Annotated in this window: 25 protein-coding genes and 1 tRNA gene; 24 read left to right on the top strand and 2 right to left on the bottom strand. The window is 36.5% G+C overall.

The genetic code is table 11. From position 1 onward, the window contains the following. Positions 1-112: 112 nt before the first annotated feature. The 15 genes from plsY (at position 113) to THC_RS02095 (ending at position 14,001) form a co-directional block, all read left to right on the top strand. Complete coding sequence (plsY, locus tag THC_RS02160; protein WP_231938367.1) at positions 113-721, top strand: glycerol-3-phosphate 1-O-acyltransferase PlsY; 609 nt, start codon at positions 113-115, stop codon at positions 719-721. Further along, positions 722-2,143, top strand: coding sequence for a flagellar assembly protein A (locus THC_RS02155; RefSeq protein WP_068512715.1), 1,422 nt, complete (start codon positions 722-724; stop codon positions 2,141-2,143). Next, positions 2,143-2,883 carry a hypothetical protein gene (locus THC_RS02150; protein WP_068512713.1) on the top strand — a complete coding sequence of 247 codons (741 nt, stop codon included), beginning with the start codon at positions 2,143-2,145 and terminating at the stop codon, positions 2,881-2,883. The genes THC_RS02155 and THC_RS02150 overlap by 1 nt, the downstream gene beginning before the upstream one ends. After that, positions 2,864-4,225 (top strand): tRNA lysidine(34) synthetase TilS, encoded by a 1,362-nt coding sequence (gene tilS / locus THC_RS02145; protein WP_068512711.1) that lies wholly within the window; start codon positions 2,864-2,866, stop codon positions 4,223-4,225. The genes THC_RS02150 and tilS overlap by 20 nt, the downstream gene beginning before the upstream one ends. A gap of 63 nt (positions 4,226-4,288) precedes the next feature. Next, positions 4,289-6,082 carry an ATP-dependent zinc metalloprotease FtsH gene (ftsH, locus tag THC_RS02140; RefSeq protein WP_068512709.1) on the top strand — a complete coding sequence of 598 codons (1,794 nt, stop codon included), beginning with the start codon at positions 4,289-4,291 and terminating at the stop codon, positions 6,080-6,082. An 8-nt stretch (positions 6,083-6,090) separates the two neighbouring features. Then, entirely contained in the window at positions 6,091-6,942 is an 852-nt protein-coding gene (gene folP, locus THC_RS02135; protein WP_068512707.1) for a dihydropteroate synthase, read from the top strand. Beyond that, positions 6,939-7,766 (top strand): diadenylate cyclase CdaA, encoded by an 828-nt coding sequence (gene cdaA / locus THC_RS02130; RefSeq protein WP_082706236.1) that lies wholly within the window; start codon positions 6,939-6,941, stop codon positions 7,764-7,766. The genes folP and cdaA overlap by 4 nt, the downstream gene beginning before the upstream one ends. Beyond that, complete coding sequence (locus tag THC_RS02125; RefSeq protein WP_167344310.1) at positions 7,750-8,367, top strand: CdaR family protein; 618 nt, start codon at positions 7,750-7,752, stop codon at positions 8,365-8,367. The genes cdaA and THC_RS02125 overlap by 17 nt, the downstream gene beginning before the upstream one ends. A gap of 13 nt (positions 8,368-8,380) precedes the next feature. Continuing rightward, positions 8,381-9,733, top strand: a complete 1,353-nt coding sequence (glmM, locus tag THC_RS02120) for a phosphoglucosamine mutase (RefSeq protein ID WP_068512701.1) — start codon at positions 8,381-8,383, stop codon at positions 9,731-9,733. Further along, positions 9,730-9,885 (top strand): hypothetical protein, encoded by a 156-nt coding sequence (locus THC_RS09375; RefSeq protein ID WP_153303640.1) that lies wholly within the window; start codon positions 9,730-9,732, stop codon positions 9,883-9,885. The genes glmM and THC_RS09375 overlap by 4 nt, the downstream gene beginning before the upstream one ends. Then, complete coding sequence (locus THC_RS02115; protein WP_068512698.1) at positions 9,872-10,804, top strand: 4Fe-4S binding protein; 933 nt, start codon at positions 9,872-9,874, stop codon at positions 10,802-10,804. The genes THC_RS09375 and THC_RS02115 overlap by 14 nt, the downstream gene beginning before the upstream one ends. Further along, on the top strand, positions 10,779-11,492 hold the full coding sequence (gene rph / locus THC_RS02110) for a ribonuclease PH (RefSeq protein WP_068512695.1): 714 nt from the start codon (positions 10,779-10,781) through the stop codon (positions 11,490-11,492). The genes THC_RS02115 and rph overlap by 26 nt, the downstream gene beginning before the upstream one ends. Continuing rightward, a complete protein-coding gene (locus THC_RS02105) occupies positions 11,482-12,096 on the top strand; it encodes an XTP/dITP diphosphatase (RefSeq protein WP_068512689.1) in 615 nt (204 codons plus the stop codon). Before rph ends, THC_RS02105 begins: the two co-directional genes overlap by 11 nt. A 1-nt stretch (position 12,097) precedes the next feature. Then, the gene (gene pgeF, locus THC_RS02100) at positions 12,098-12,748 is read left to right on the top strand and encodes a peptidoglycan editing factor PgeF (RefSeq protein ID WP_068512680.1); all 651 of its coding nucleotides are present in this window, start codon (positions 12,098-12,100) and stop codon (positions 12,746-12,748) included. After that, positions 12,748-14,001, top strand: coding sequence for a 3-deoxy-D-manno-octulosonic acid transferase (locus THC_RS02095; protein ID WP_068512678.1), 1,254 nt, complete (start codon positions 12,748-12,750; stop codon positions 13,999-14,001). Before pgeF ends, THC_RS02095 begins: the two co-directional genes overlap by 1 nt. Before the next feature lie 9 nt (positions 14,002-14,010). Here the strand turns inward: THC_RS02095 and THC_RS02090 are convergent, their stop codons facing one another. Next, positions 14,011-14,775, bottom strand: coding sequence for a tRNA lysidine(34) synthetase (locus THC_RS02090; protein WP_068512676.1), 765 nt, complete (start codon positions 14,773-14,775; stop codon positions 14,011-14,013). A gap of 20 nt (positions 14,776-14,795) precedes the next feature. Next, positions 14,796-14,869: transfer RNA gene (locus THC_RS02085), tRNA-Pro, on the bottom strand. 784 nt (positions 14,870-15,653) lie between these two features. On the opposite strand from THC_RS02085, the gene THC_RS02080 reads away from it, so the two are divergent. Genes THC_RS02080 through THC_RS02040 form a run of 9 tightly spaced genes read left to right on the top strand, consistent with a single transcriptional unit; the run spans position 15,654 to position 25,230 of the window. Further along, on the top strand, positions 15,654-17,558 hold the full coding sequence (locus tag THC_RS02080; protein WP_068512674.1) for a methyl-accepting chemotaxis protein: 1,905 nt from the start codon (positions 15,654-15,656) through the stop codon (positions 17,556-17,558). Positions 17,559-17,573: 15 nt separating this feature from the next. After that, positions 17,574-19,088, top strand: a complete 1,515-nt coding sequence (locus THC_RS02075) for a chemotaxis protein CheW (RefSeq protein ID WP_068512671.1) — start codon at positions 17,574-17,576, stop codon at positions 19,086-19,088. After that, on the top strand, positions 19,085-20,143 hold the full coding sequence (locus THC_RS02070) for a protein-glutamate methylesterase/protein-glutamine glutaminase (RefSeq protein WP_068512662.1): 1,059 nt from the start codon (positions 19,085-19,087) through the stop codon (positions 20,141-20,143). The genes THC_RS02075 and THC_RS02070 overlap by 4 nt, the downstream gene beginning before the upstream one ends. Before the next feature lie 11 nt (positions 20,144-20,154). After that, positions 20,155-20,787 carry a HEAT repeat domain-containing protein gene (locus tag THC_RS02065; RefSeq protein WP_068512660.1) on the top strand — a complete coding sequence of 211 codons (633 nt, stop codon included), beginning with the start codon at positions 20,155-20,157 and terminating at the stop codon, positions 20,785-20,787. Between the two features lie 4 nt (positions 20,788-20,791). Continuing rightward, positions 20,792-21,652, top strand: a complete 861-nt coding sequence (locus THC_RS02060) for a CheR family methyltransferase (RefSeq protein WP_068516553.1) — start codon at positions 20,792-20,794, stop codon at positions 21,650-21,652. Next, positions 21,649-22,023, top strand: a complete 375-nt coding sequence (locus THC_RS02055) for a response regulator (protein WP_068512658.1) — start codon at positions 21,649-21,651, stop codon at positions 22,021-22,023. Before THC_RS02060 ends, THC_RS02055 begins: the two co-directional genes overlap by 4 nt. After that, entirely contained in the window at positions 22,016-24,649 is a 2,634-nt protein-coding gene (locus tag THC_RS02050; RefSeq protein WP_068512656.1) for a chemotaxis protein CheA, read from the top strand. The genes THC_RS02055 and THC_RS02050 overlap by 8 nt, the downstream gene beginning before the upstream one ends. Further along, a complete protein-coding gene (locus THC_RS02045) occupies positions 24,633-24,875 on the top strand; it encodes a hypothetical protein (protein ID WP_068512653.1) in 243 nt (80 codons plus the stop codon). Before THC_RS02050 ends, THC_RS02045 begins: the two co-directional genes overlap by 17 nt. Continuing rightward, positions 24,868-25,230, top strand: a complete 363-nt coding sequence (locus tag THC_RS02040) for a response regulator (RefSeq protein ID WP_068512649.1) — start codon at positions 24,868-24,870, stop codon at positions 25,228-25,230. Before THC_RS02045 ends, THC_RS02040 begins: the two co-directional genes overlap by 8 nt. Positions 25,231-25,253: the final 23 nt, after the last annotated feature.

Here is a 25,253-nt window from a genome sequence, read left to right as displayed (position 1 = left end):
TCTGCAATAAATTCAATTAAAACTTACCTGTTTAAAAAGGACACATGGGAAAAGTTGATATGGACACATATAAGGTCTTGAATTATCAGCAAATTTATATATACTCTTAATTGTGTTTATAAATTACATTCATTATTTTTTATTAGCCTATCTTCTTGGATCTATCCCCTTTGCCCTAATTGTAGCTTTACCTCAGGGAGTTGATCCCCGTAAGGAGGGTAGTAAAAATCCCGGGGCAACTAATGTAGCCAGACTCCTTGGAAAAAAATGGGGGCTTATTACCTTTCTTGGAGATGCAGGAAAAGGCATATTTGCTCTTTTACTGACTAAAATTTTCACTTCTCTAAGTTTTAAAGAGACCCCTGAGTTATATGCAGGAGTTGCCTTTTTTAGCGTATTAGGACATCTATTTTCTCCCTTTTTAAAATTTAAAGGAGGCAAAGGAGTTGCTACAACCATTGGCACTTTTTTAATTCTTACTCCCAAGGCCATGCTTCCTTCCTTAGTATGCTTTTTAATAGCTGTTTTATTATCTGGATTTGTCTCCCTTGGTTCTCTAATAGCCTCCGCTTCTTTACCGATATTTATTTATCTTTTTAACTACCCTACCGAATACATATTTAGCAGTATTTTTTTAACTGTATTGATTTGGATAAAACATAGAGAAAATATTAAAAGGCTTTTACAGGGTCAGGAGAAGACCTGGAAAAAAAGGAGATAAATGACGGATAGAAAAGAGGCCAAAGAATCTGGAATTGTCTGGAATGACTTTATTTTCAAGGTCTCTCAAGATGACCTTTATGTCTTTTTAGAAGATCCTCTTATTGAAGCTTCAGTCAAACAAAAATTTAATGAACACTGGAAAGAAATCAAAAATTTTTTACAAAAAGAAGGTATTTCAGCCTTACTTGAAGAACCTGAAATTATAGATGGAAAGATTATAGTAGCTAAAGGGCATTTACCCAAAGAGGGAATTTCTGAAAAAATAGAGTTGTTACCCAAATTTACTCATATTTCAGCTGAAGAATCTTCTGAAAAATCTTACCAGGAAAAAATAAACCTTAGAGAGACTTTTCAAAAAATTATCTGTGCTGAATCTCAAGAACCTATAGCCAAATGGTATCCAGCTATTCCTCCTACTCCAGGAATTAATATCTGGGGAGATCCCATTGAACCACCTCCTTTAAAAGAAGAACGAACCTTTGAACTTGGAGAAAATGTTTATTTAGATGAAGGTGATCATTATATTAAAGCAAAGACCTCGGGGGTTGTTATATTTGAAAAAAATAAACTTGATGTCTTGCCTGAATACATACTTAAAGGAGATGTTGATTTTTCTACAGGCAATATTAAATTTGTGGGTAGGAAACTTATTATTCAGGGAGATATCAAATTTGGCTTTTCCGTGAATTGTAAAGGTGATCTTGAATTAAAGGGTTGCACGGAAAACAAAGTGTATATTTTTGTTGAAGGTCTTTTTATTTGTGAAGGAGTGCTCCGTGGAGAAGAAACAAAGGTAAAAGTTAAAGGTTCAGCCAAAATCAGAGGAGCTGAATTTGCTAATCTTGCGGTAGATGGAGATCTATGGATCAAGGATTATCTTGTTTTTACTAATACCTCAGTTATAGGGAATATTATTGTTACTGATGGTAAAGGTCTTATATATGGAGGAAAAGTAACTGCCTCTGGTGATATTACCGCAAAAATTTTGGGTCATCCAGCTCAGACAAAAACAGAGGTCTTTGCTGGATACACTCGCGATACAGTAGAAAGTTATCTATATCTTTTAGAAAAAGAAGAAATTTATATAGAAAGTCTGAAAAAAATAAAATATGGAATTGAGCTTTCTGAAAAATTAAAGAGAGATGGGAGGTTTTCTCCAAAACAGGAAGGTATACTTCAAAAACTTTTAGCTGAAAAAGAAAAAATTGAAATAAAGCTTAAAGAAACAAAAGAAAAAATCAATAAAATAAAAGATAATCTAAAAGAGTTGAGATTAAAAACAATTAAAGTAATGCAGAAAATTTATCCTAATGTTATTTTAGGAATTGCAGATCATACTTATACTAACGAATCAGAATTATCAGGTCCCATAACCTTTTACTTAGAGGAATCTAATATTAAAACAAAGGAAGGCGTCTAATGCCCTGGGAGGATATAGCTGAAGCCTTAACCGGAGAGGTTAAAAGGGAAATTGCTGAAAATTACTTCACTGAAAAGTTGGCCCTTGAAAAAGCTTGGACAGACTTTGAAGAAGAGGTAAAGGCCTTTTCTAAAAAAGAAGAGGCCTTAATTCTCAATGTCTGCAGACTTGTAATTATGCTTGAAAAAGATGAATTAATTCAGGAATTTGAAAAACTTACTCAATTTCCCTTAAAAAGCTGTTACTATCCAGAGGTTTTAAAATCCTCAAATATACGCAGAAGACTTTTTCAAAGATTGGGAACCCTACCCTTTGGCCTTACCTCCAAATCTCGCTTCACAAAACTTTTTTTGAAATTATATGAAGATCTCTTTAAAACTTATAAGGAGTATATTAAAAATCTCAAAGATCTTGATGAAGAATACTTAACTCTAAAAGAAGAGACTCAGGCCTTTTATAAACGTTTCGACCTCCCCTCTATTTTGAACTTCTTTTCTCGCCTCACCGAAGGCACCTCTGAAATTGCAACTCCTCAAGAAAGGGAAAAGACCTATGAAGAGCTTGTTAAATCCTTAAAAATCTCTATTCCAGAAGCCCCTTCTAAAAAATATGAACTCTATCCTGAACCAAGAAACCCAGGAGAAATTACTTCAGATTTAATAAAATTGGCAAAAAAAGCCTTTGAATTACATCAAGCCTCTGCCAAGGAAGTGTTAAGTCTTGTTTCTAAAAAAGATTAGAAAATTTATAGAAGAGTATAAACTTCTCCGCAAAGGTGATAGAGTTTTAGTAGGGGTTTCTTCCGGACTTGACTCCCTAACCCTTCTTGAAACCCTTTTTCTTTTAAAAAAAGATCTTGAAATAGAGATCTTTGTCTCCCATTATGACCATAAAATACGGAAAGGATCTCACAGGGATGCCCTTTTTGTGTATAAATATTGCAAAGAAAGGGGACTTCCCCTTTTCTATACCTCTTCACCAGTTCCAAGCTATGCCAAAAGAGAAGGGCTAAGTTTAGAGATGGCAGGAAGGGAATTGAGATACAATCTTTGGTATCATCTCTCCAAAAAATACGATTTTCATCGCATAGCTCTGGCTCATCACTTAGATGACCTTGTAGAAGAGGTCTTTTTAAAGCTTATAAAAGGCACAGGGAAAAGGGGGCTTGCTGGTATCCCGGTTAAACGAGAGGAATTTATCGTGAGACCCTTTCTCTTTGTATCCAAGGAAGAAATAAAAAATTTTGCTATAGAGAGAGGACTTAACTGGAGAGAAGACCCAACCAATCAGGATCTGCGCATCCCGAGAAATAAAATCCGACATATCCTGATTCCCTTTTTAGAAAAGAATTTTAATCCAAAAATTAAAGAAACTTTAAAGAAAACCGTCTCCATAATCGGAGAGGAAGAGGAATTAATTGAAGAGCTTGCCCTTGAAAACTATGATAAAATAAAAAGTTTCTGGGAAGAAGATCTCCTTTTAAAAATTGGAGAATTAAAATTACTCCCCCCTGTTCTTCGCAGAAGAATTTATTTCCTTGCCTTTAAAGAGGCTGGTATTCCTCTCTTTAGAATAACTTCAAGACATCTTCTCATGCTTGATGCCTTGATTTTAAAACAGGCTAAAGGGCCAGTTTATTTACCTGGAAATTTTTTAGCCTATAGAGGACCGGGGTATCTCAGACTCACGAAAAAAGTTTTTACTGTTCCATATTTTGAAATTAAGGTAGAAAGCCCTGGTCATTTTGATCTTCCTGTGGGAAAACTCACTCTTTCTCTTATTCCGAGTAAGGAAAGACCATCTCAGAATTCAAGAAACTTTCAGATCTCAGCAGATAACCTCAATCCCCCTTTTATTATCCGTAAACGAAAACCAGGAGATAAAATCTATATCCCGGGAATAGGCCATAAAAAATTAAAAAAATTCTTACAAGAAAAAAGAATTCCTTCTTATTTAAGAGATCAGTTATTGATAATTGAAAGGAATGGTCAAATCATAGGGGTCTGGAATGTTTATGTTCATCCGGAATATATTATTCAAAAAAATACGCAGCAGGTCTGGCTCTTCCAGATTCAATTTTAAAGTTGATTTTAAAGAAACCTGTTATAAATTTACTTTAGTAGAACTAAAAAGGGGGCCACTTAAATGAAAAATATAGCCAAAGGATTGATTGTTTGGATCCTACTTGGAGCTTTAATCTTATTAATCTACAATTTCTTTTTTACAGAGACAAATTTTTACTCTACTCTTTCTCTTTCCTATTCTGATTTCCTTGAAAAGGTGGAAAAAGGAGAAATCAAAGAGGTCACCATTGAAGGAAAACGAGCCTACGGAAAATTTTTAAATAATAAGGACTTTTCAACTTACATTCTTCCAGAAGATAGAGATCTTTTAGCTCTACTCAAGAGACAGGGTATTAAGATCAATGTCAGGCCTGAAAATCAAAATAGCTGGATAACTACCTTTTTAGTGTCCTGGCTACCCTTTATCATTCTTATCTTTTTATGGGTAATTTTTATTCGCCAGATGCAACCAGGGAACAAACCCTTTTCCTTTGCCAAATCCAGGGCCAAATTATTTAAAGAGGGTGAAAGCAAAATTACCTTTAAAGATGTGGCTGGAGTAGAAGAGGCCAAAGAGGAACTTCAAGAAGTAGTTGAGTTTTTAAAGAACCCTCAAAAGTTTACCAAACTGGGGGCAAGAATCCCTAAGGGTATCCTATTAGTTGGACCTCCTGGCACAGGAAAAACTTTGCTTGCTAAGGCTATAGCAGGTGAAGCAGGCGTCCCCTTTTTTAGTATCAGTGGTTCTGACTTTGTAGAGATGTTTGTAGGAGTTGGAGCAGCAAGAGTTAGAGATCTTTTCCAACAGGCTAAAACACATGCTCCCTGTATTATCTTTATAGATGAGATAGATGCCGTTGGAAGAATGAGAGGAGCAGGTCTTGGAGGAGGGCATGATGAAAGGGAACAAACCCTTAATCAACTCTTAGTTGAAATGGATGGTTTTGACACTGCAGAAGGTATTGTGGTTATTGCAGCAACAAATCGTCCGGACATCTTAGATATGGCTCTACTTCGCCCGGGAAGATTTGATCGACAGATTGTGGTTCCTCCCCCTGATGTGAATGGAAGAGAGGCTATCCTGAAATTATATGCCTCTAAGGTAAAACTTGCTCCAGAAATAAATTTAAAGGCTATTGCTAAAAGCACTCCAGGCTTTACAGGAGCTAATCTTGAAAACCTTATGAATGAAGCAGCTCTTATTGCTGCTAAAAAAGGCAAAGAATTCATTGAAATGGAGGATCTGGAAGAGGCCAAAGATAAGATCCTTATGGGTAAGGAAAGAAGGGGTATGGCCTTAAGTGAGGAGGAGAAAAAAATTATTGCCTATCATGAGGCAGGGCATGCCCTGGTTGCTCACTATCTACCTGACCCTGACCCAGTGCATAAAATAAGTATCATTCCAAGAGGACAAGCCCTCGGAGTAACGCAACAGCTACCACTTGACGATAGACATATCTATACTGAAGAATATCTCTTGAAAAAAATAACAGTTCTCCTGGGAGGGAGAGTAAGTGAAGAAGTAGTCTTTCAAAGGTTAAGCACAGGGGCAAGGGATGACCTTAAAAAGGCTACGCATATTGCTAAAAAAATGATCTGTGAATTCGGTATGAGCAAATATCTTGGGCCCCTGACTTATGGAAAATCTGAAGAACCCATCTTTCTCGGAAAAGAGCTATTTCAGATCAAAGATTATTCTGAAGAAACTGCAAGGCTTATTGACCATGAAGCTAAGGAAATTATTCACAAATGCTATGAAGAGGCTAAAAAAATAATAACAGATTATATAGAAAAGCTTCACTTAGTTGCTAAGACTCTCCTTGAAGAAGAAACTATAGATAGTGAGAGATTTAAGTTGCTCCTTCAGGGTAACTAAAGTAAACCATGCCTTTACCCATCAAAATTAGAGACCAATACTTTGATTGGGAAGATACTCCTTATCTTATGGGGATACTTAATGTAACTCCAGATTCCTTTTCAGATGGTGGAGAGGCAGAAACCATTGATAAAGCCCTTGCTAAGGCTGATAAGCTATTACAAGCTGGAGCAAAAATTCTGGATATAGGAGGGGAATCCACCCGCCCTTTTGCTGAACCAGTTCCAGAAGAGATAGAGTTAAAAAAGGTTTTACCAGTTGTCAAGGCCTTAAGAGAGGCCTTTCCCAAGGCAATTCTTTCCATTGATACCTATAAATCAAAAGTAGCAGAAGAGACCTTAAAGGCCGGAGCAGACATAATTAATGATATCTCAGGAGGCCAATTTGACCCAAAAATACTTGATGTAGCTAAAGACTTTAATTGTCCTATCGTTATTATGCACATCCAAGGGACTCCTCAGACCATGCAAATAAATCCCCAATATCAAGATGTAATTAAAGAAATTAAGACCTATTTTAGTGAGCGCCTGAATATCCTTTCTCAGAAGGGTATTTCTCTGGATAAAGTTATCCTTGATCCTGGTCTTGGTTTTGGGAAAAATTTCACACATAATCTTAGCATTCTCAAAGGTCTAAAGGAATTTCAAGAATTTGACAGACCAATTCTTCTTGGACCTTCCAGAAAGAGTTTTATTGGAGAAATTCTTAAAAAACCTGTCTCTGAAAGGGATGCAGGCACAGCTGGGGTTGCTATCTTCGCTTATTTACAGGGGGTTCATTTCTTAAGAGTTCACAATGTGGCTATGGTGCAAGATACTTTAAAAACCTTTAAATACCTTTTTAAGGAACTTGAAGGTTGAAATTTGATCTCAATTACTTTTTAGAATTTATAAAGGCCTTCCGCTTAACTGATCTTATAGATATTTTGATTGTAGGATTTATTATTTACAGAATTTTGCTTTTAATTCAAGGAACTCGTGCTCTTCAGATGGTTGCTGGTCTTGCCTTTCTGGTTTTTCTTTATTTCTTTTCAGAAATCTTTCAGCTTTTAACCTTAAATTGGTTACTCCACACCTTTTTATCTTCCATCCTTATTTTAATCATCATTATTTTTCAAGATGATATTCGCAGAGCTTTAGCTCAAATTGGGACAGCACCTTTTATGAAACTTCAAGCTCAATATTCTTATGGTATAGAAGAGGTGGTCAAGGCAGCTGAAATCTTGGCAGGAAAAAAGATTGGAGCCCTCATTGTCTTTGAACGCGAGATCAGTCTGAAAGACTATCTGGAGGGCGCCATTCCTATGAATGCCAGGATCTCTCAGGAGCTCTTGGTGAGCATATTTTATCCTAAATCTCCTCTTCACGATGGAGCAGTGATTATAAGTGAAGATAAAATTCTTGCAGCAGGAGTGGTTCTCCCCCTGTCTACCAATCCAGAGATTGCCAAAGACTTAGGCACAAGACACAGAGCTGGCCTTGGAATAACGGAGCTTACTGATGCAGTGGCTGTCATTGTATCCGAGGAAAAGGGACAGATCTCCTTAGCAGTTAGCGGGAAAATAACCAGGGATTTGACCCCGGCAACCCTAAGAAAAATGCTTTCTCAACTTCTTGGATTTGAAACAAAAGCTCCCTGGTGGCAGAGGATAAAAAAGGATGCCCAAAGTGAAAAGAGAGCATAAATTAAAAATTATGGCTTTTCTTTTATCAGTAACCCTCTGGTATTTTGTGGTCTGGGGCAAACCTGTTGAACGCACCTTTGAGGTCCCCATTCAGGTTAAAGGGGCCCTTAATCAACAATATATCTGGGAAATAAACCCAAGCACAGTAACCCTAAAACTTACTGCTAATCGGAATGATCTTCGAAAACTGAACAAACAATCCATCCAGATTGACTTAAACCTTTCTAATTACCCCCCTGGTATTCATCAGGTGCGTATACCTATTGAAAAATTAAATCTCCCAGAGAATGTTAAAATAAAAGAGGTTACCCCTTATTATGTAAGCTTAGTCATAAGAAAAGTTTCCATTAAAAAAATTCCTGTGAAAGTGATTTTTAAAGAAGGTCCTCCCAGTTCAAATTTTAAGATTATTATCAACCCTGGATCAGTAAATATTAAAGGCTTCTGGGATGACCTACAAGCCATTGAATTTGTTCAAACTGAGGAAGTTGACTTTTTTGAATTGAAAAAATTAAGGGTTTTAAATGTAAAAGTTCTTCGCCCTGACAAGGTGCTTGAAGTTCAGCCAGAGCAGGTTAAAATTATCTATCTCTCTCGTTAAGGATATTTTCTATATGAGAAAGCTTTTTGGCACAGACGGTATACGCGGAGAAGCTAATCTTTTTCCCATGACCCCAGAAATTGCCCTTCAAGTAGGGAGGGCTGTAGGTTTCCTTTTCAGAAATCAAAATCATCACACCAGCAAAGTAATTATTGGGAAGGACACCCGCCTTTCCGGTTATCTTTTTGAAACAGCCTTGACTTCAGGGCTTTGTTCCATGGGGGTCACAGTTTATTTAGTAGGTCCTATCCCCACTCCAGGGATTGCCTTTCTTACCAAAGATATGCGAGCGGATGCCGGGGTCATGATCTCAGCCTCCCACAATCCTTATTATGATAATGGGATAAAAATCTTTGCTAAAGATGGTTTTAAACTTCCAGATGAAGATGAAGAAAGGATCGAAACCTTTATTTTTGATGAAAAATTTCAGGAAAAAAGGGCCTTTAAGTCAGAGCTTGGAAGGGCTTTTAGAATTAAAGATGCCTTAGGCCGTTATGCAGTGCATTTGAAATCAGTTGTTCCGGGCCATCTGAATTTTGAAGGATATAAAATTGGGATAGATTGTGCAAATGGAGCCTGCTATCAAATCGGGCCTCTTGTTCTTGAAGAGCTTGGAGCAGAAGTCTTCCCAGTAGGCTGTGAACCCAATGGTCTTAATATCAATGAAAAATGTGGAGCCCTCTATCCAGAAAAGGTTAAAAATCTCCTTACCACACACCAACTTGATCTTGCAGTTGCTTTGGATGGAGATGGAGATCGCATCGCGATAATTGATGAGAAAGGAAATTTCTGGGACGGTGATGATTTGCTTGCCTTCTTCAGCCTCTATCTTCAAGAAAAGAATCTTTTGAATACTCCTTACATTGTAGGGACTGTTATGACCAATAAAGGGCTTGAAGAGTTTTTAAAGAAAGCAGGTTTGGAACTTATTCGCACCCCAGTGGGAGACCGCTATGTGGTGCAGGCCATGAAAGAAAAAGGAGCTCTCTTAGGTGGGGAAACCTCAGGACACTTAATTTTTCTTGATAAATCTACAACCGGAGATGGCCTTCTCTGTGCCTTAAGGCTCCTTGCTATCCTCAGAGAGAAAGAAAAGAGGCTTTCTGAATATTATCCACCCTTTGAAAAATATCCTCAGGTTTTAATAAATATAAAGGTCTCACAAAAAAAGAACTTAAATGAGATAGTGGGCCTCCCTGAGAAAATTAAAGAGATTGAAAGAAAATTGGGAAATAAAGGAAGGATTCTTGTAAGGCCCTCAGGGACAGAGCCAAAATACAGAGTTATGGTTGAGGCCTGCTCTTTTGAACTGGCTCAGGAGCTTGCTGAGGAGCTTGCAGATTTCTTAAAAAAGAGGCTTACATGAAAAAAATTAAACGCTCAATTCCCCTTATCCTCTGGATCATAGCTCTCTTAACCCTTTTTTTAGGAGCCTCTCAAGGTTTTAATTTCATTCAATCCAGAGGGAGTATACTCTGTCTTTCCTGCATGGGTCTTGAAGAAAATGAAGATTTTTAGAATTAGAAGATTTATTCAGGTTCTGGCGACCCTTTTTCAAAATGGCTATACAGGTTTTTTAAGTACCGGAAACTTATACACTGGTGCCCTTAAGAGATTTTGTGCCCCGGGTCTCAACTGTTATTCCTGTCCAGCAGCCCTTTTCTCCTGTCCCCTTGGCTCTATTCAGCAAATTATGATCTCGGTAAAATTACTCCCCTGGTCATATTTAGGTAAGGTTTTTTTATATTTACTGGGATACCTTCTACTTATGAGCCTTTTTTTGGGAAGGTTTATCTGTGGCTGGCTCTGTCCTTTTGGCCTCCTTCAGGAACTTCTCTATAAGATTCCCTTTTATAAAAGAAATTTTAATCTACCTTACCGGGCTCAAAGATATCTCAAACATCTTTTGCTTATCTTTTTTGTTTTGCTATTTCCTGCTCTTTTTATTAAAGAAATTGGCTATGGAATTCTCTGGTTTTGTAAATATGTTTGTCCTGCAGGAACCCTTGAGGCTGGCTACCTCAACCTCTTGATTCAGCCTGCTCTTGTGCAGAAGATCGGGTTGGTCTTTGCATGGAAAAGCCTTCTTCTTATATTAATTCTCATGTTTTGCCTTATGGAAATGCGTTTTTTTTGCAAAAATCTCTGTCCCCTTGGATTAATCTATGGAATATTTAATAAATTTAGCCTTTTTCGCTTGAGCTGGATTAAAAATCAATGCACGGGTTGCACGATTTGTGAAAAGGTTTGTCCGATGCAGTTAACCATCCCTAAGGAATTAAACTCTGTTGAATGCATAAGATGCCTCAATTGTTTAGAGGTTTGTCCAACCAAAGCTATTCATCTTGAGAAGAGCCTACAATTTTTACCTGAAAGACATCAAATTGATTTTGCAGTTGAAGGGGTAAGAGATGCGAAAAGAAGGAAGAGCCTTTGATGAAATCAGACAAATAAAAATGGTTACAGATTTTTTAAAAAATCCTTTAAGCTCGGTACTCATTGAAATGGGAGATACAGCGGTCCTTTGCACAGTTAGCCTTGAGGAAAAGGTCCCCTCCTTTCTGAAAGGCACGGGAACTGGCTGGATTACCTCTGAATATGCCTTTTTGCCAGGAGCAACCCCTGAAAGAACCCCCAGAGAGACCATGGGGAGAAAGGGGCGCTCTCAGGAGATCCAGAGACTCATTGGAAGGGTCCTGAGATCTGTCACTGACCTTACCAAACTTGGAGAAAGGACCCTCTGGGTAGACTGTGATGTCCTCAATGCCGATGGAGGAACAAGATGCGCCTCTGTTACTGGGGCCTTTGTAGCCATGAAAAGGGCTGTCCAAAAACTTATAGAAAGGGGCATACTTCAGGAAGACCCTGTGCTGGAATATGTAGCAGGTGTTAGCGTAGGAAAAATAGGCCCCACCTTTTACCTTGACCTAAATTATGAAGAAGACCTTCTGGCAGAGGTGGATGCTAACTTTTTTCTCACTGAATCTGGCAAAATTGCAGAAATACAGGCAGGAGCAGAAAAAGGCCTTTTTGCCTGGGAAGATTTTTTGGAGATGAAAAATTTAGCTGAAAAGGGGATTTATCAGTTGATTCAAAAACAAAAGGAGGCCCTTCGTGAAGGTTAAAAGTCTCTTAATTGCAACTACAAACCTGGGGAAAATAAAAGAAATTACTGAGATTCTGAAAGATTTAGAGCTTGAAATCAAATCGCTTAAAGATTTTCAAGAGCTTAAGCCCCCTGCTGAGACTGGAAAAACCTTTTTTGAAAATGCCCTCTTGAAAGCCAGATATTATGCGGAAAAAACAGGCCTTCTTGCCTTAGCCGATGACTCTGGCCTTGAAGTATCTGCCCTCGGAGGTGCACCTGGCATCCATTCCGCCCGCTTTGCAGGAGAAAATGCCACCGATGAAAAAAATTATTTAAAACTTCTTGAATTAATGAAAGATCTCCCGGATGAAAAAAGGAGTGCTCGTTTTGTCTGTGTTATGGTATGTTATCATCCTTCAGGTGCATATATCTCAACTGAGGGAGTCTGGGAGGGTAAAATTGCCTTCTCCCCAAGGGGAGAATATGGATTCGGCTATGATCCCATCTTTTTAGTCAGGGAATTTAATTTTGAAAAAACAGCTGCTGAACTACCCTTGGAGATTAAAAATCAATTAAGTCACCGCGCTAAGGCTCTTAAAGAACTCAAGAAGAAATTACCGGAATTTTTGCAAAGACTTTGAGATGATCTCACCACCTCTTTTTCAAAGCTTCAAAATCCCTGGCTTTTTTAGCTTCAAACTTCCCAAAAACGAGATTTTTAATCTCTTTCCTGAAACTTTTTTTCCTCTTCAGATTCATTCTGACAAAATTATAGAACTTAAAGCTCCTACTAATCCCCTAAGTAAAGAAGGGGACGCAGTTATAACTCAGCTGAAAGGACTTTCCATAGGAGTGCAGACCGCTGATTGTGTTCCTATACTTATTGCTCATAAAAAACAAGCATGCATTGCCTCGGTCCATGCAGGCTGGAGAGGAACCCTGGCAGGAATCCTGAGTAAGACCCTTGAAGGGCTTATAAAACTTGGATATAAGCCTGAAGATTTACTTGTAGCCCTGGGCCCTCATATTCAGGGAAGCTGTTATGAGGTAAAAAATGAGGTTATTGACGCTCTGTATACCTATCTAAAAAAGCCCCCTTTTCTTTCGCAGAGAGAGGGAAAATATTTTTTGAATTTGCGGGAAATAAACCTATATCAAGCCAGAACCTCAGGGATCCCGGAAGAAAACCTCTGGGCCTCATCGCATTGCACCCATTGTCTGGGGAATATTTATCATAGCTTTCGTAGAGAAAAAAATCATCAATTTACACAGGTAGCTCTTATTCATCTGTGATGTTTTTGCTCTATTCCATACTCTATGGGCTTGCTATAATTCTCCTTTTTCCAAGGGAGTTTTTCAAAAGACCCCGTGGGTTAAGAATTCAATGGCTCAGAGAAAAACTGGGATTAATAACCCCCCCTCATCATTTTCCAAGCAACACTCAAATCCTCTGGATACATGCGGTCTCCGTAGGAGAGGTGAGCTCTCTTACCCCCCTAATTAAAGAGCTTTCCAAAAATTATAATATAGTTATTACTACAATTACTGATACAGGTAAAAATGTGGCTGAAAAGAGATTTTCAGGGCTACCTGTTAAGGTCTATTACCTTCCCTTTGATTTACCCTGTCCTTTGAAAAGATTTTACGAAAAAATTAAACCCAAGGCCCTTTTTATAACTGAAACTGAGCTCTGGCCAAATCTAATAAAGGTTATTGCTCAAAAAATACCTCTTGCTCTTATTAATGGAAGAATTAGTGAAAAATCATTTAAAAATTATTTCCGATTTAGATTTTTCTTCAGTCCTCTCCTTGAAAAAATGGCCTTTCTTGCGGTTCAGGAAGATATTTATGCAGAAAGACTTAAGGCTTTGGGAGTAAATCCTGAAAAAATAAAGGTTGTCGGTAATCTAAAATTTGAACTAAACCCTGAAAAAAAAGATTTTCCTGAATTAGAATCTTTGCCAAGGCCGATCCTTTTGGCTGGAAGCACTCACCCCCCTGAAGAGGAATTGATTCTTAAGGCCTTTCTTGAAAACTCCTCAGAAGGAACTCTCATCCTTGTCCCAAGACATCCTGAACGATTCTCTGAGGTTGAGGAGATAATAAAGAGTTACCTTCCTAAGGAAGATTTTTATGCTAAATATAGCTCCATAAAAGGGAAAAATCAGGAACTTACCGCTTCAAGAGGTGTAATTCTTTTTGATGAGATGGGAGCTCTGGCAAGTCTTTACAGAATCTGTGATCTTGCTATCATTGGGGGTAGCTTTATACCCCATGGAGGACAAAATCCACTTGAAGCCATCTTTTGGAAAAAGGCTGTTATCATTGGCCCTTATACTGAAAACTTTCCTTTTGTGAAAGAATTCGTAGAAAAGAAGAGTCTCTTGCAAGTAGAAGCTAAAGATTTAGCCCAGCAAATTAGAGAACTCATTGAGCTCCCTGAAAAAAGACATTATCTTGGTGAAAGCGCATATAAAATTTTACAGGAAAAAAGGGGAGCTTTATCTAAGACCCTTAAGCTTATTGAAGAACTTATAAGTAATTAAAAACAGACCCTATTTTCCACGCTTAGGAGGCTCTGGAAGATATTCTGGGCGAGGATTAAAAATGGCAGAAAAGAGATTCTTTTTGATAACTGGATCAAGGGAAAAGATATTTTCCTTTAGAAACTTTTCCCAATAGGCTCTTTTAGTTTCTCCTGAAAAGGGGCAAGGATTCTCAAGCACATCCCAGCCCATTTTAGCCACAAATCGAGAAATCATATCTTTTTCCACAAAATAGAGAGGTCTTATCAGGTAGAGAGTCCCTTTAAACATCTCCTGCTTTGGTAAAAGGGTTGAAAGCTCTCCGCAATAAAACATATTCATAAAAAAGGTTGTGATAACATCGTCCTGATGATGTCCAAAGGCTATCTTTTGTATTTTAAGTTTATCTGCAAGATTAAAGAAATATTTTCTCCTGTTCCAGGAACATACAAAGCAGGGAGAGGCAGTGCCTTTATCAAAGGCTTCCATAGCAAGAATTCCTGCAGGTATTTTATCAAAGATAAAGTGAAGAGCCCTCTTTTCACAAAACTCCCTTAAATACTCAGTTTTTTTCTTGTAGTCTTTTTCATCCTTTGGGAATCCCATATCTAAATGGACTGCATAGATTTCAAGGTTTTGATTATAAAGATGTCTCCATTCTGATAGATAGTGGGTCATAACAAGGCTATCTTCACCACCTGAGAGGGTAATGAGAACCCGATCCCCTTCCCTGAGAAGATCATACCCAAAAACTGCCTTCCCTATTAACTTTTTGATTCTCCGATAGAGATTCATGAGACCCAAGCCTCTGAGAATCGGGGCGAGAGGATTTGAACCTCCGGCATCCGGCTCCCGAAGCCGGCGCTCTGCCAGACTGAGCTACGCCCCGCTTTGAAGCTAATTTAATCTCTTTTCTTGAATTATCAAGAATAATGTATAAGTCCATATCTTTAAAAGAAAAAAGGAAGGAAGGTAAAAAGGTAAGAGGTTAGAGTAGGGGCAGACCAGTGTGTCTGCCCCCTGTTGGGATTCAAGATTTTGAACCCCTACTTACATCTGCACAGGCAGGTAACAGAAGTTGTAGAAAAAATCTTCATGAGTTTCAAAAGATATGGGCTTATCCACCTTCTTGACAAAAAATTTTTTGCAAGTATATCTTTATAAGATATACAAACATGCAGAATGGTTAGGGAGATAGTGAAGAGAAGCCAGATAATTCCTAATGCTATTCCGAATGTTAGTGGCTTTGGCGGAATAACGGCTCACCCCAGTCCGCGAGCGATAAACAACCAATTACAAGAAGGCTCGCAATTTAGAATTGCATCACACACACATATATATATCACAAACTTCTCCAGTTTATTCCTTTTAACCCAATTCATCATTACCTTAACGAATACAAAATCTTTAAGATCCAAAACCATTAAAATGGACAATTTTTGTTTTCCATCTATACAGCTTCTTATAAATAAGAAAATCACAAAGAATAAAAGCTTTCTTGTCAGGCGGTTTTTAAAGCAGGCGAGTAAAGGCATCGTTTGCGTAAGCTTTTTCCCTTCTGGTCTGACCATAGACCACTTCGGTGCAGGTAAAAAATCCTTGTAGGAGATGAGAAAAAGGTCTTTGCTGAAGTAAAAAATAATTTAAAAAAAATAAAAAGGAGGAGGTAAAAGATGCCATTAGTGAAGCAATCCCCAACAAAAGAAGAAGCAAAAACAGTCACTTCAGCAGTAAAAGAAGCCGAGGCGCAGAGAAAAAGAGCAAGAACTTTAGCAAAACAGCAACAAATAGCAGAAAGAATCGCATCTGCAGCAAGTGAGCTTTTTTCCAGCATTACAGAAGCATCCTCGGCAGTTGAAGAACTTAAAAAATCATCACAGCAGATTGCTTCAGGTGCAGAACAGGCATCAGGTGCAACCCAGGAATTACTTTCAACATTCAAGCAGATTTCGGGAGCTATTACAAAGCAGATGAAAAATGCAGAGATTTCTCAAGGTAAAATTGAAAATGCTCAGGCCCTTATTTTAAGGGTGGCCAATGATATTGAATCGCTTGTTAAAAATATTGTTTTAGCTTCTGAAAGACAGATTGAGTCTGTAAAAAAGGTTGCTGAACTTGAACAGCAGTCAATAAATATAGGTGAGATTGTAAAGACTGTAGCAAAGATAGCAGATCAAACAAATCTTCTTGCTCTTAATGCTGCGATAGAGGCAGCAAGGGCAGGCACACACGGAAAAGGCTTTGCAGTTGTTGCCGATGAGGTGAGAACACTTGCTGAGACCTCTGAAAAGAGTGCCAAACAGATTCAGGAACTTGTCTCAGAGATTCAGAGAGATGTAAAAACGATTGCAGATGGTATAAACTCCTCTGCCAACAAAGTGAAAGAAGAGGCAGAAAAAGGCAAAATAATAAGCTCTCAGCTTGCACAGATAAGAAATGATATGGTTGAAATAGTAAAAGGAGCTCAGGAGATAGCAACAGGTGCGCATCAATCAGATGTTGCCACACAGCAGGCACTGAAAGGAGCAGAGGATATAGCTACAGCTGCAGAAGAACAGTCAGCAGCTACAGAAGAAGTGGCAAAGACAATAGCAGAGCAGGCTCAGGCACTTCAGGAAGCAGAACAGGCAGCCAAGAATCTTTCAGAGCTGGCTGACGATTTAAAAAGTTCAACAGATATTACAAAGAGCGCAGAAGAAGTCGCATCATCTGCTGAAGAGCTTTCCAGTGCACTTCAGGAGATAAATCGTTCAGCAGCACAGATTTTTACTGCTCTTGAGCAGGTAAGGAAAGGAACGCAACAACAAGCAAGTGCTACAGAGGAACTAAGTGCAGCAACAACTCAGATTGAAAAAGGTCTTATAGTTGCTGAAAATCGTTCAAAAGTTTCTCTTGAAAAAATAAATGCCATACAGAAATTGCTTGGTGATAACAAAATTGCTACTGAGGCACTGATTAAAGGAATTATTCAGTCCGCTGAAGAAGCAAAGATAAATCTTCAACAAATAAAAGAACTGGAACTTCTCTCAAGAAAAATAGACAAAATCGTTGATGCAATAACAATGGTTTCTGTTCAGACAAATATGCTTGCTGTAAGCGGTGCAATTGAGGCAGCAAGGGCAGGTGAATTCGGTAAGGGATTTGCAGTGGTTGCTTCAGACATAAGAAATCTTGCGCAAGATTCAGCAATTAATGCAGAAAAAATTAAAGATATGGTTAAGGCAATACAGGATCAGATAAATATTGTAATGAAAGATATAGAGGAAATATTGAAATCTGCAGTTGAAGAAACAGAAAAAGCAAAAATAGCTATAGAGGGTTTAGTTGCAATAGAAAAGAATATACAGGAAGTAAAAGTTGGTTCAGAAGAAATATTGAACTCTGCTACTGAAATAGTTACTGCCATCGGACAGATTAAAAAGGCTATAGAGCAGATTGCTTCGGCTGCACAGGAGGCAGAGAAGGCAGCTGAACAGGCAGCAGTTGCTGCAAAACAGCAGGCTCAGGGAGCAGAAGAACTTGCATCTGCAATTGAGGAAATAGCATCTCTTGCCGATGAACTTCAGTCCATTTCTTAATCTGAGGAGGAAGCTATGATGGAAACTGAAGTCAGTGTTAATGAATTTGTTACTTTCCAGATTGAGGGTGAGATATTTGCAATAAATATGGCTCCTATGCAGGAGATAATCCGTGTTCCACAAATGGTTAAAGTTCCAAAATCTCCTCCCTCCCTCATAGGACTTGCAAATCTTAGAGGAAAGGTTCTTCCTATTATTAATCTCAGAACTGTTTTTGAAATTAATGAAAAGGAAATTGATGATTCAAGCAGAGTTATTGTTGTTGATTTTGGTGAGACTCTTGGTTTTCTCGTTGACAGAGTTGCAAGTGTAATAGAGGTGGATAAATCAAAAATAGAGGAAACTTCTGATGTGCAAAGTATAGTCAAATCTGAGTTCCTTAAAGGGGTTATAAAGGATATTGCAGGCTTCAATATGGTGATGATACTTAATATTGATAAGATTTTTGAAAGAGAGTTTTCTGAACTTTATTCAAAAAAAATTACAGAAGCACACTTTAAGGGCAGAAAGATAGAAGAAGAAAAAGAAGAAGTCTTTATTGAAGAAAGACAGCTTATAAGCTTTTTAGTAGCAAATGAGGAATACGCTATTCCTATTGAAAACATTCAGGAAATTGTTCAGATTCCAGAGCATATCTCAAAAGTGCCCAATTCGGAAAAATCAATAATCGGTATGATGAATCTGAGAGATAAAATTTTGCCTCTTGTAAGTTTGAGAGCTTTATTTTCTTTGCCTGAGAAAGAACTTGATGAAGAATGTAGAATTGTTGTGCTTTCCCTTGGAAAGCTTTCTGTTGGATTAGTTGTTGACAGTGTAAGAGAAGTATTAAGAGTTTCGAAATCACTTATTGAACCAATTCCTTCAATACTCCTCAAAGACGAGGGAAGTTCAGAGATTGAAGAAATTTGCCGATTAGATAGAGGAAAAAGACTTGTCTCAATAATATCCGTTTCAAATTTGTTAAAAGGAAAAAAAATAAAAGAGGTATTGAGCTCTGTAGAGGAGGAAAAAACAGAAATGGAACAAAAAAAAGAGGTTAGAGAACAAGTAGATGACGAAGAACAATTTGTTGTTTTTAAAATTGATGAGCAAGAGTATGCAGTGCCAATTACCAGTGTTCAGGAAATAGTGAGAGTTCCTGAAGATTTAACCCGTGTTCCTAAAACTCCTGATTTTGTTGAAGGAGTTATTAATTTAAGAGGGACGATTCTTCCAGTTATTAACCTTCGTAAGAGGTTTGATCTTACAGAAAAACCGAGAGATGAGCTTCAGCGTATTATGGTTTTAATTATTGATAATCTATCAGTTGGATTTATTGTTGACACTGTAAGTGAAGTCCTTAATATTCCAAAATCTTATATCCAGAAAGCTATTGAACTCTCTCATGAGCAAGCTCAACTTTTTAGCAGAGTTGCCAATCTTGAGAAGCAGGGAAGAGTAATTCAAATAATTGAAACCAAAAATCTACTTAAAAAGGAAGAGATAGAAAAATTAGAAAAATCAGAAGAAGAATTGGAGGTAGAACATTGATAAAGCTTTTAATTGTTGATGATTCTGCTTTAATGAGAAAACTTTTGAGGGAAATTTTTGAGAAAGAAAAAGACTTTCAGATTGAAGTTGCAAGAAATGGCATAGAAGCGATAGAGAAAAATCTCAGTTTTCAGCCCGATGTTATCACCCTTGATATCAATATGCCTGAGATGGATGGTCTTACCGCTCTTGCTCATATAATGAATCAAAGACCAGTTCCTGTTGTGATGGTTTCTTCGTTAACAGAAAAGGGTGCACTGGCAACCTTTGAAGCTCTAAACCTCGGTGCTGTTGACTATGTAACAAAACCAGGAGGAACAATCTCTTTAAATATTGACCTTATAAAGGAGGAGCTTGTATCAAAGGTAAGATCTGCTGTAAAAGCTAAATTAAAAACAAAAGCACTTGTGAGAAAAATCAGGGAGGAGAGGGAAAAAATTATTAAACCCTTTTCTACGAAAGAAAGAACAGCAGATGAAAGGCTCATAATAATAGGTGTTTCAACTGGTGGACCAAGAACTCTTGAGGAAATTCTTCCAGAACTGCCTGCTGATTTTCCAATTCCTATAATAGTAGCTCAACACATGCCTTCAACATTTACTAAATCTTTTGCTATGAGATTGAATTCTATTTGTGAGCTTGAGGTTCTTGAGGTTGACAGACCTTTACCAGTTGAAAAAGGCAAAATATACATCGGCAAAGGTGGAACTGATGTTGTTGTTTCAAGAAGGTCTGGCAAACTTATTGTTCACCCAAAACCAGAAAATCCCTCTTTTCTATGGCATCCCTCGGTGGAAATACTTGGGCGTTCTGTGCTTGAACACTGTGATCCTAAAAAAGTTATTGCAGTTATGCTTACAGGAATGGGGTATGACGGAGCTGATGCCTTTACTGAGATTAAAAAGAGAGGTGGAAAAACAATTGCTGAATCAGAAGAATCAGCAGTTGTTTTCGGAATGCCAAGAGAACTTATTGAAAAAGGTGGAGCAGAAGTTGTGCTTCCCTCAGAAAAAATAGCAGAACAGCTTATTTTATGGGCAAATAACAAGGTATAAGGAGAGAGAGTATGCCAATAAAAAGGAAGGAAGAGAGTGAAGTATTTGATATAAAAGAAGAAAGACGAAGTATTGAGAGAAATTTTGAGAATTTAATAGTTCAGCTTTCAAGCGAAAATCCAAAAGAAAGAAGATGGGCTGTAAGAGACTTAATACAATACAAAGAAAAAGCATCAGGTTATTTAATAGCCCAACTTATGAAAGAAAAAGACATCTCAGTTCGTGAAATAATAATAAGCTCTTTAATTACAATAGGCGATGAATTAGCTATTGAAGGACTAATTAATTGCTTAAAAAGTGATGATGCCCATTTGAGGAACTCTGCAATATTTGCCCTAAGTCAATTACCTGAAAAAGTATCTCCATATATAGAAAAGCTACTTAATTCCCCAGAACCTGACATGAGAATTTTCGCCATAAATATTCTTGAGAATTTCAAACATCCTGATGTAGTTAAATGGCTTACTTATGTTATTGAAACAGATAATAATGTAAATGTTTGCGGAGTAGCTCTTAATTTACTTGCTGAGGTAGAAACAAAGGATGCTATACCAGCTATAAAAAAAGTTAAAGAAAAATTCAAAGATGAACAATATATTCAATTTGTAGCAGATTTAGCTTTGAAAAGGATCAATGAAAGCTGATTGTATGTTAAAAACTGAATTTGAAGTAATAATATCTGATACTGACTTTGAAAGATTCGTAGAGTTTTTTTACAGAAAAAGTGGGATTTATTTTGATAAAAGTAAAAGATATTTTGTTGAAAGAAGACTTATAGAGAGAATTAAATCAGGAGAATTCAGCAGCTTTAAAAACTATTTTCTATTTTTAAGATATCAAGACTCAGGTAGGGAACTACAGGAACTGATAAATACTCTAACAATTAATGAAACTTATTTTTTCAGAGAAGAGTATCAGTTTAAATGTATGGTAAATAGCATGTTACCTGAAATAATATCAAGGAAGAAACCTGGAAGCACCATAAAAATATGGTCTATACCATCTTCTTCTGGTGAAGAGCCATATTCAATATGCATATATTTGCTTGAATACTGGAAGGATATTGATAAATGGGATGTGGAAGTAATAGGATCAGACATTGATACCTCTGTTATTGAGAAAGCCAGAAAAGGTATTTACTCTAAGCGTTCTCTGGATACATTACCTAAGGATATATTTCAAAAATATTTTAATCACATTAGTGATGGAACTTTTCAAATTTCTGATGAATTAAGAGAATCTATTAGGTTTACGATAGTAAATATAGTTGATGAAACAGAGATGAAAAAATACCGAGGGTTTGATATAATATTCTGTAGAAATCTTCTTATATATTTTGATGATTTATCAAGAAAATTGGCTGTAGAAAACCTTTATGATGCTTTAAATCCAGGGGGATTTATTTGTCTTGGTCATTCCGAATCCATGAGCAGAATATCTCCACTTTTTAAAATCAGAAAGTTCCCTGAAGCCATTGTTTATCAAAAACCTCTTGAGGAGGAGGAATGAAGAAAGTTCTGATAGTTGATGACGCAGCAACAGTAAGAATGTATCATAGAAAACTTCTTGAGGATGCTGGTTTTGAGGTTGATGAAGCTATAAATGGTTATGAAGCCCTTGAAAAAGCATACGTAAATTATTATGACCTATACATTGTTGATATTAATATGCCACAACTTGATGGTTATAATTTTGTTAAAGAGATTAGAAGTAGCGAAAGTCTTAAACAGTCACCTGTAATAATGGTTTCAACCGAAGCAGAAGAAAATGACATAGAAAAAGCATATAAAAATGGAGCAAACTTTTACATCGTAAAACCTGTTAAACCTAATGAATTTATAAAAATATGTAAACTCTTTTCGGGAGAACCATATGAGTAATCCTTTACTTAAACAGTTTATTATAGAAAGTAGAGAACTTTTAGAAAGTGCAAGTAAGATAATTATTGAACTTGAAGAAAAAGAAGACAAAACTCTCATAAATGAACTTTTCCGTCTTGTTCATACACTGAAGGGTAATTCTGGCTTATTTAATTTTTACTCTATGACAAAGCTTTTACATGCATTAGAAGATTTAATGGGTCTTATAAGGGAAAATGAATTAAGTTACAGTTCACAGATAGCGGACATCCTACTTGATGGAATGGATTTAGTCTCATTTATGATTGAAGAGATTGAGAAGCATGGTTCATTATCTTCTTCCATAGAACAATTAGCTGAACAAAAGTCTAAAGAAATAAGAGAGAATTTTTTAAAGTCAACTCAAAAAAAAGAAGCAGAAATGGAAGAAAAACACCAAAAAAAGGAACCGATACAATCAAAACTTGATTTTGATTTTTCCATTATTCCTGAAGAATATCGCATGAAAGCAGTAAAAGAGTTTTTTAATGGAAAAAAAATTATTTTAATTCAATACTCTCTTGAAGCTGAATGTTTTTATAAAGGCGAAGATCCCTTTTATTATGTGAGAAATGTTCCTGATATAATCTGGGCAAGATATTATTTAAGAGAAGAAGTTCTTGATCCATCATTGATAGATATTTATAAATGCATTACTAACTTTGAAATTTTATCAACAGCAAAAAAAGAAGACCTTGTTGAACATTTTAAGTATGTATTGGATCAGGTTAAACTTGCTGAGATTGAAGTAAGTTCTCTTATATTTCCACATGGAGATAAAAACGGTGGTCCTGTGTATGAAGATTTCATAATAGAAGCAAAAAGATACTTAAACAAAGGAAATATAGATTCATTAAAGACTGCTATAAACGCACTTTTGGAATTCACCTCTCCTACGTTGTATATTGCCTCATCATTAAGATGGATTTTAGTCCTCATTGAACATTTGCCTATAGCAAAAGTCTATATAGAACCACTTCTTGAATCTATAATAACAATGTCAATGCCTGTGTTCACAGTAGAAAAAAAAGAAGTAGTTTATGAGACAGCAAGAACAGCAAAATTTCCAGATGATTTCATAAAAGTTCTAAAAACTCAAAAAGAAGTTTTGGAGAGAGCAAAGCTTTCGGAAAACAGTATGTTTAAAAACAATATTATTATAGCTGTTATTTCTGTTATAGAAAATGCAATTTTATCAATAAAAAATTCTGAACTTTTAAATGATTTTAAAACAATAAAAGAATCAAAGGATATTGATTTAATCATAAAATGGATTGATAATATACTCTTGAGTAATCTTTATAAGGAAGAAACAGTCTCAGTTAAACCTGAATTGCCGAAAGATCAATCTTTAGCTAAAGAAATTACTTCCAAAGTATCAGAAGAGATTGATCAAAAGAAAGCCAGTCCTGCTGTTTCGACAAAAGTTTTAAAGGTTGATGAGGAAAAGATTGACAGGCTTATGAATTTAATTGGAGAGCTTGTGGTTGCCAAAAATGCTCTTCTTTATCTTGCAAGTAAGGTTGAAAATGTTTACCAAATACCAGAAATTGTTAAAGATATTAAAGCACAGTATAGCGTCATCAACCGGTTATCTGAGGAGATGCATGGTGCAATAATGCAGGTAAGAATGATTCCTGTTTCTTTTGTTTTTCAGAGATATCCAAGACTTGTAAGGGATATATCAAAGAAACTTAACAAAAAAGTAAATCTTATTATGGAAGGAGAAGAAACAGAGGCAGATAAAAATGTCATAGAGGCGCTTTCTGATCCGCTTATTCATTTAATAAGAAACAGCATTGATCACGGTATTGAATCACCTGAAGAAAGAATTAAAAAAGGTAAACCAGAAACTGGAACAGTTATTCTCAGAGCCAAACATGAAGGAGATCATCTGTTAATAGAGGTTATTGATGATGGAAAGGGCATAGATCCAAATGAAATTAAGATAAAGGCCTATAAAAAGGGAGTTATAACAGAGGAAGAACTTGAGAAAATTACCGATGAACAGGCTTTAAATCTCATTTTTCATCCAGGTTTTTCAACAAAAGAATCCGCTTCAGACCTCTCAGGCAGAGGTGTTGGAATGGATGTAGTAAAATCAACTGTGGAAAATCTTAAAGGTTCAGTTAAAGTAAAATCTGTTAAAAACCAGGGAACAACAGTATCGCTATCCTTGCCTCTTTCAATGGCTGTTTCTCATATAATAATAATAGAGTCTGGAGAGAAAAAATTTGGGATTCCTATGGATTTTGTAGTTGAAACAGTAAGAATACCAAGGGAAAGAATTCACACCATTAAAGGAAAGATGACAACTGTTTTAAGGGACAAAGTGGTGCCTCTGTTTTATCTTAATAAACTGCTGGATATAGAAAAACCCCAAATTTTAAATGAAAGTGGAGAATATGCTGGTGTTGTTGTCAATACTACAGGAGAGTTAATCGGCATAATAGTGGATAAATTTCTTGGCACTATGGATATAATTCTTAAACCCTTTGCAGGATACTTGGCAAATCTCAAGATATTTTCAGGAACAGCAATAATGGGTGATGGTTCAGTTTTATTAATAATAAATCCAGAGGAGTTAATATATGCCACTGCAGATTAAAAACAGAATAGTTAAATTTATTGATATAGTAACAATTGAAGATACAGAAACTTTGTTTAACTGGTTCTTAGAGAAGAAGCAAGGTAAAATTGACATGAGCAAGTGCAGACATATTCACACAGCTATTTTACAGCTTTTAATGATTTTTAAACCAAAAATTGAAAAGCTTCCCGAAGATAATGATTTAAAAAAATGGATAGAGAGAGGAGGGATCTCAAATGAATAAAATAATTCTTATAGTAGACGATTCATCAACAATGTTAACAAGCCTTAAATCAGTTTTGGAACTGCATGGATATAAAGTTGAGACAGCTTCAAACGGATTAATGGCACTTGATAAAATAAAAGCAGGCCTAAAACCTAATCTTATAATTACAGATTTAAACATGCCTGTTATGGACGGTCTTGAGTTTATAAAAAATGTTAAACCCCTATTACGATTTACTCCTATACTCATTCTCACTACTGAAAGTGAGCAGAAAAAAAGAGAAGAAGCGAGAAAACTTGGTGCAGCAGGATGGCTCGTAAAACCTGTATCTGGAACAGATTTGATAAATGTAGTAAAAAAATTTCTGCCATAAGTTTGAATGAAAACTCTTTTATT

The organism is Caldimicrobium thiodismutans (assembly GCF_001548275.1).
Classification (GTDB): domain Bacteria; phylum Desulfobacterota; class Thermodesulfobacteria; order Thermodesulfobacteriales; family Thermodesulfobacteriaceae; genus Caldimicrobium; species Caldimicrobium thiodismutans.
The sequence above is the reverse complement of the archived record's forward strand: the minus strand, read 5'-3'. Positions and strand labels throughout refer to the sequence as shown.

Bases quoted from the DNA above. Each gene is read 5' to 3' on its own strand.
- THC_RS02155 (WP_068512715.1), top strand. From the start codon at position 722: ATGACGGATAGAAAAGAGGCCAAAGAATCTGGAATTGTCTGGAATGAC.
- THC_RS02150 (WP_068512713.1), top strand. From the start codon at position 2,143: ATGCCCTGGGAGGATATAGCTGAAGCCTTAACCGGAGAGGTTAAAAGG.
- ftsH (WP_068512709.1), top strand. From the start codon at position 4,289: ATGAAAAATATAGCCAAAGGATTGATTGTTTGGATCCTACTTGGAGCT.
- folP (WP_068512707.1), top strand. From the start codon at position 6,091: ATGCCTTTACCCATCAAAATTAGAGACCAATACTTTGATTGGGAAGAT.
- glmM (WP_068512701.1), top strand. From the start codon at position 8,381: ATGAGAAAGCTTTTTGGCACAGACGGTATACGCGGAGAAGCTAATCTT.
- THC_RS09375 (WP_153303640.1), top strand. From the start codon at position 9,730: ATGAAAAAAATTAAACGCTCAATTCCCCTTATCCTCTGGATCATAGCT.
- THC_RS02115 (WP_068512698.1), top strand. From the start codon at position 9,872: ATGAAGATTTTTAGAATTAGAAGATTTATTCAGGTTCTGGCGACCCTT.
- rph (WP_068512695.1), top strand. From the start codon at position 10,779: ATGCGAAAAGAAGGAAGAGCCTTTGATGAAATCAGACAAATAAAAATG.
- pgeF (WP_068512680.1), top strand. From the start codon at position 12,098: ATGATCTCACCACCTCTTTTTCAAAGCTTCAAAATCCCTGGCTTTTTT.
- THC_RS02095 (WP_068512678.1), top strand. From the start codon at position 12,748: ATGTTTTTGCTCTATTCCATACTCTATGGGCTTGCTATAATTCTCCTT.
- THC_RS02090 (WP_068512676.1), bottom strand. From the start codon at position 14,775: ATGAATCTCTATCGGAGAATCAAAAAGTTAATAGGGAAGGCAGTTTTT.
- THC_RS02080 (WP_068512674.1), top strand. From the start codon at position 15,654: ATGCCATTAGTGAAGCAATCCCCAACAAAAGAAGAAGCAAAAACAGTC.
- THC_RS02075 (WP_068512671.1), top strand. From the start codon at position 17,574: ATGATGGAAACTGAAGTCAGTGTTAATGAATTTGTTACTTTCCAGATT.
- THC_RS02065 (WP_068512660.1), top strand. From the start codon at position 20,155: ATGCCAATAAAAAGGAAGGAAGAGAGTGAAGTATTTGATATAAAAGAA.
- THC_RS02060 (WP_068516553.1), top strand. From the start codon at position 20,792: ATGTTAAAAACTGAATTTGAAGTAATAATATCTGATACTGACTTTGAA.
- THC_RS02055 (WP_068512658.1), top strand. From the start codon at position 21,649: ATGAAGAAAGTTCTGATAGTTGATGACGCAGCAACAGTAAGAATGTAT.
- THC_RS02050 (WP_068512656.1), top strand. From the start codon at position 22,016: ATGAGTAATCCTTTACTTAAACAGTTTATTATAGAAAGTAGAGAACTT.
- THC_RS02045 (WP_068512653.1), top strand. From the start codon at position 24,633: ATGCCACTGCAGATTAAAAACAGAATAGTTAAATTTATTGATATAGTA.
- THC_RS02040 (WP_068512649.1), top strand. From the start codon at position 24,868: ATGAATAAAATAATTCTTATAGTAGACGATTCATCAACAATGTTAACA.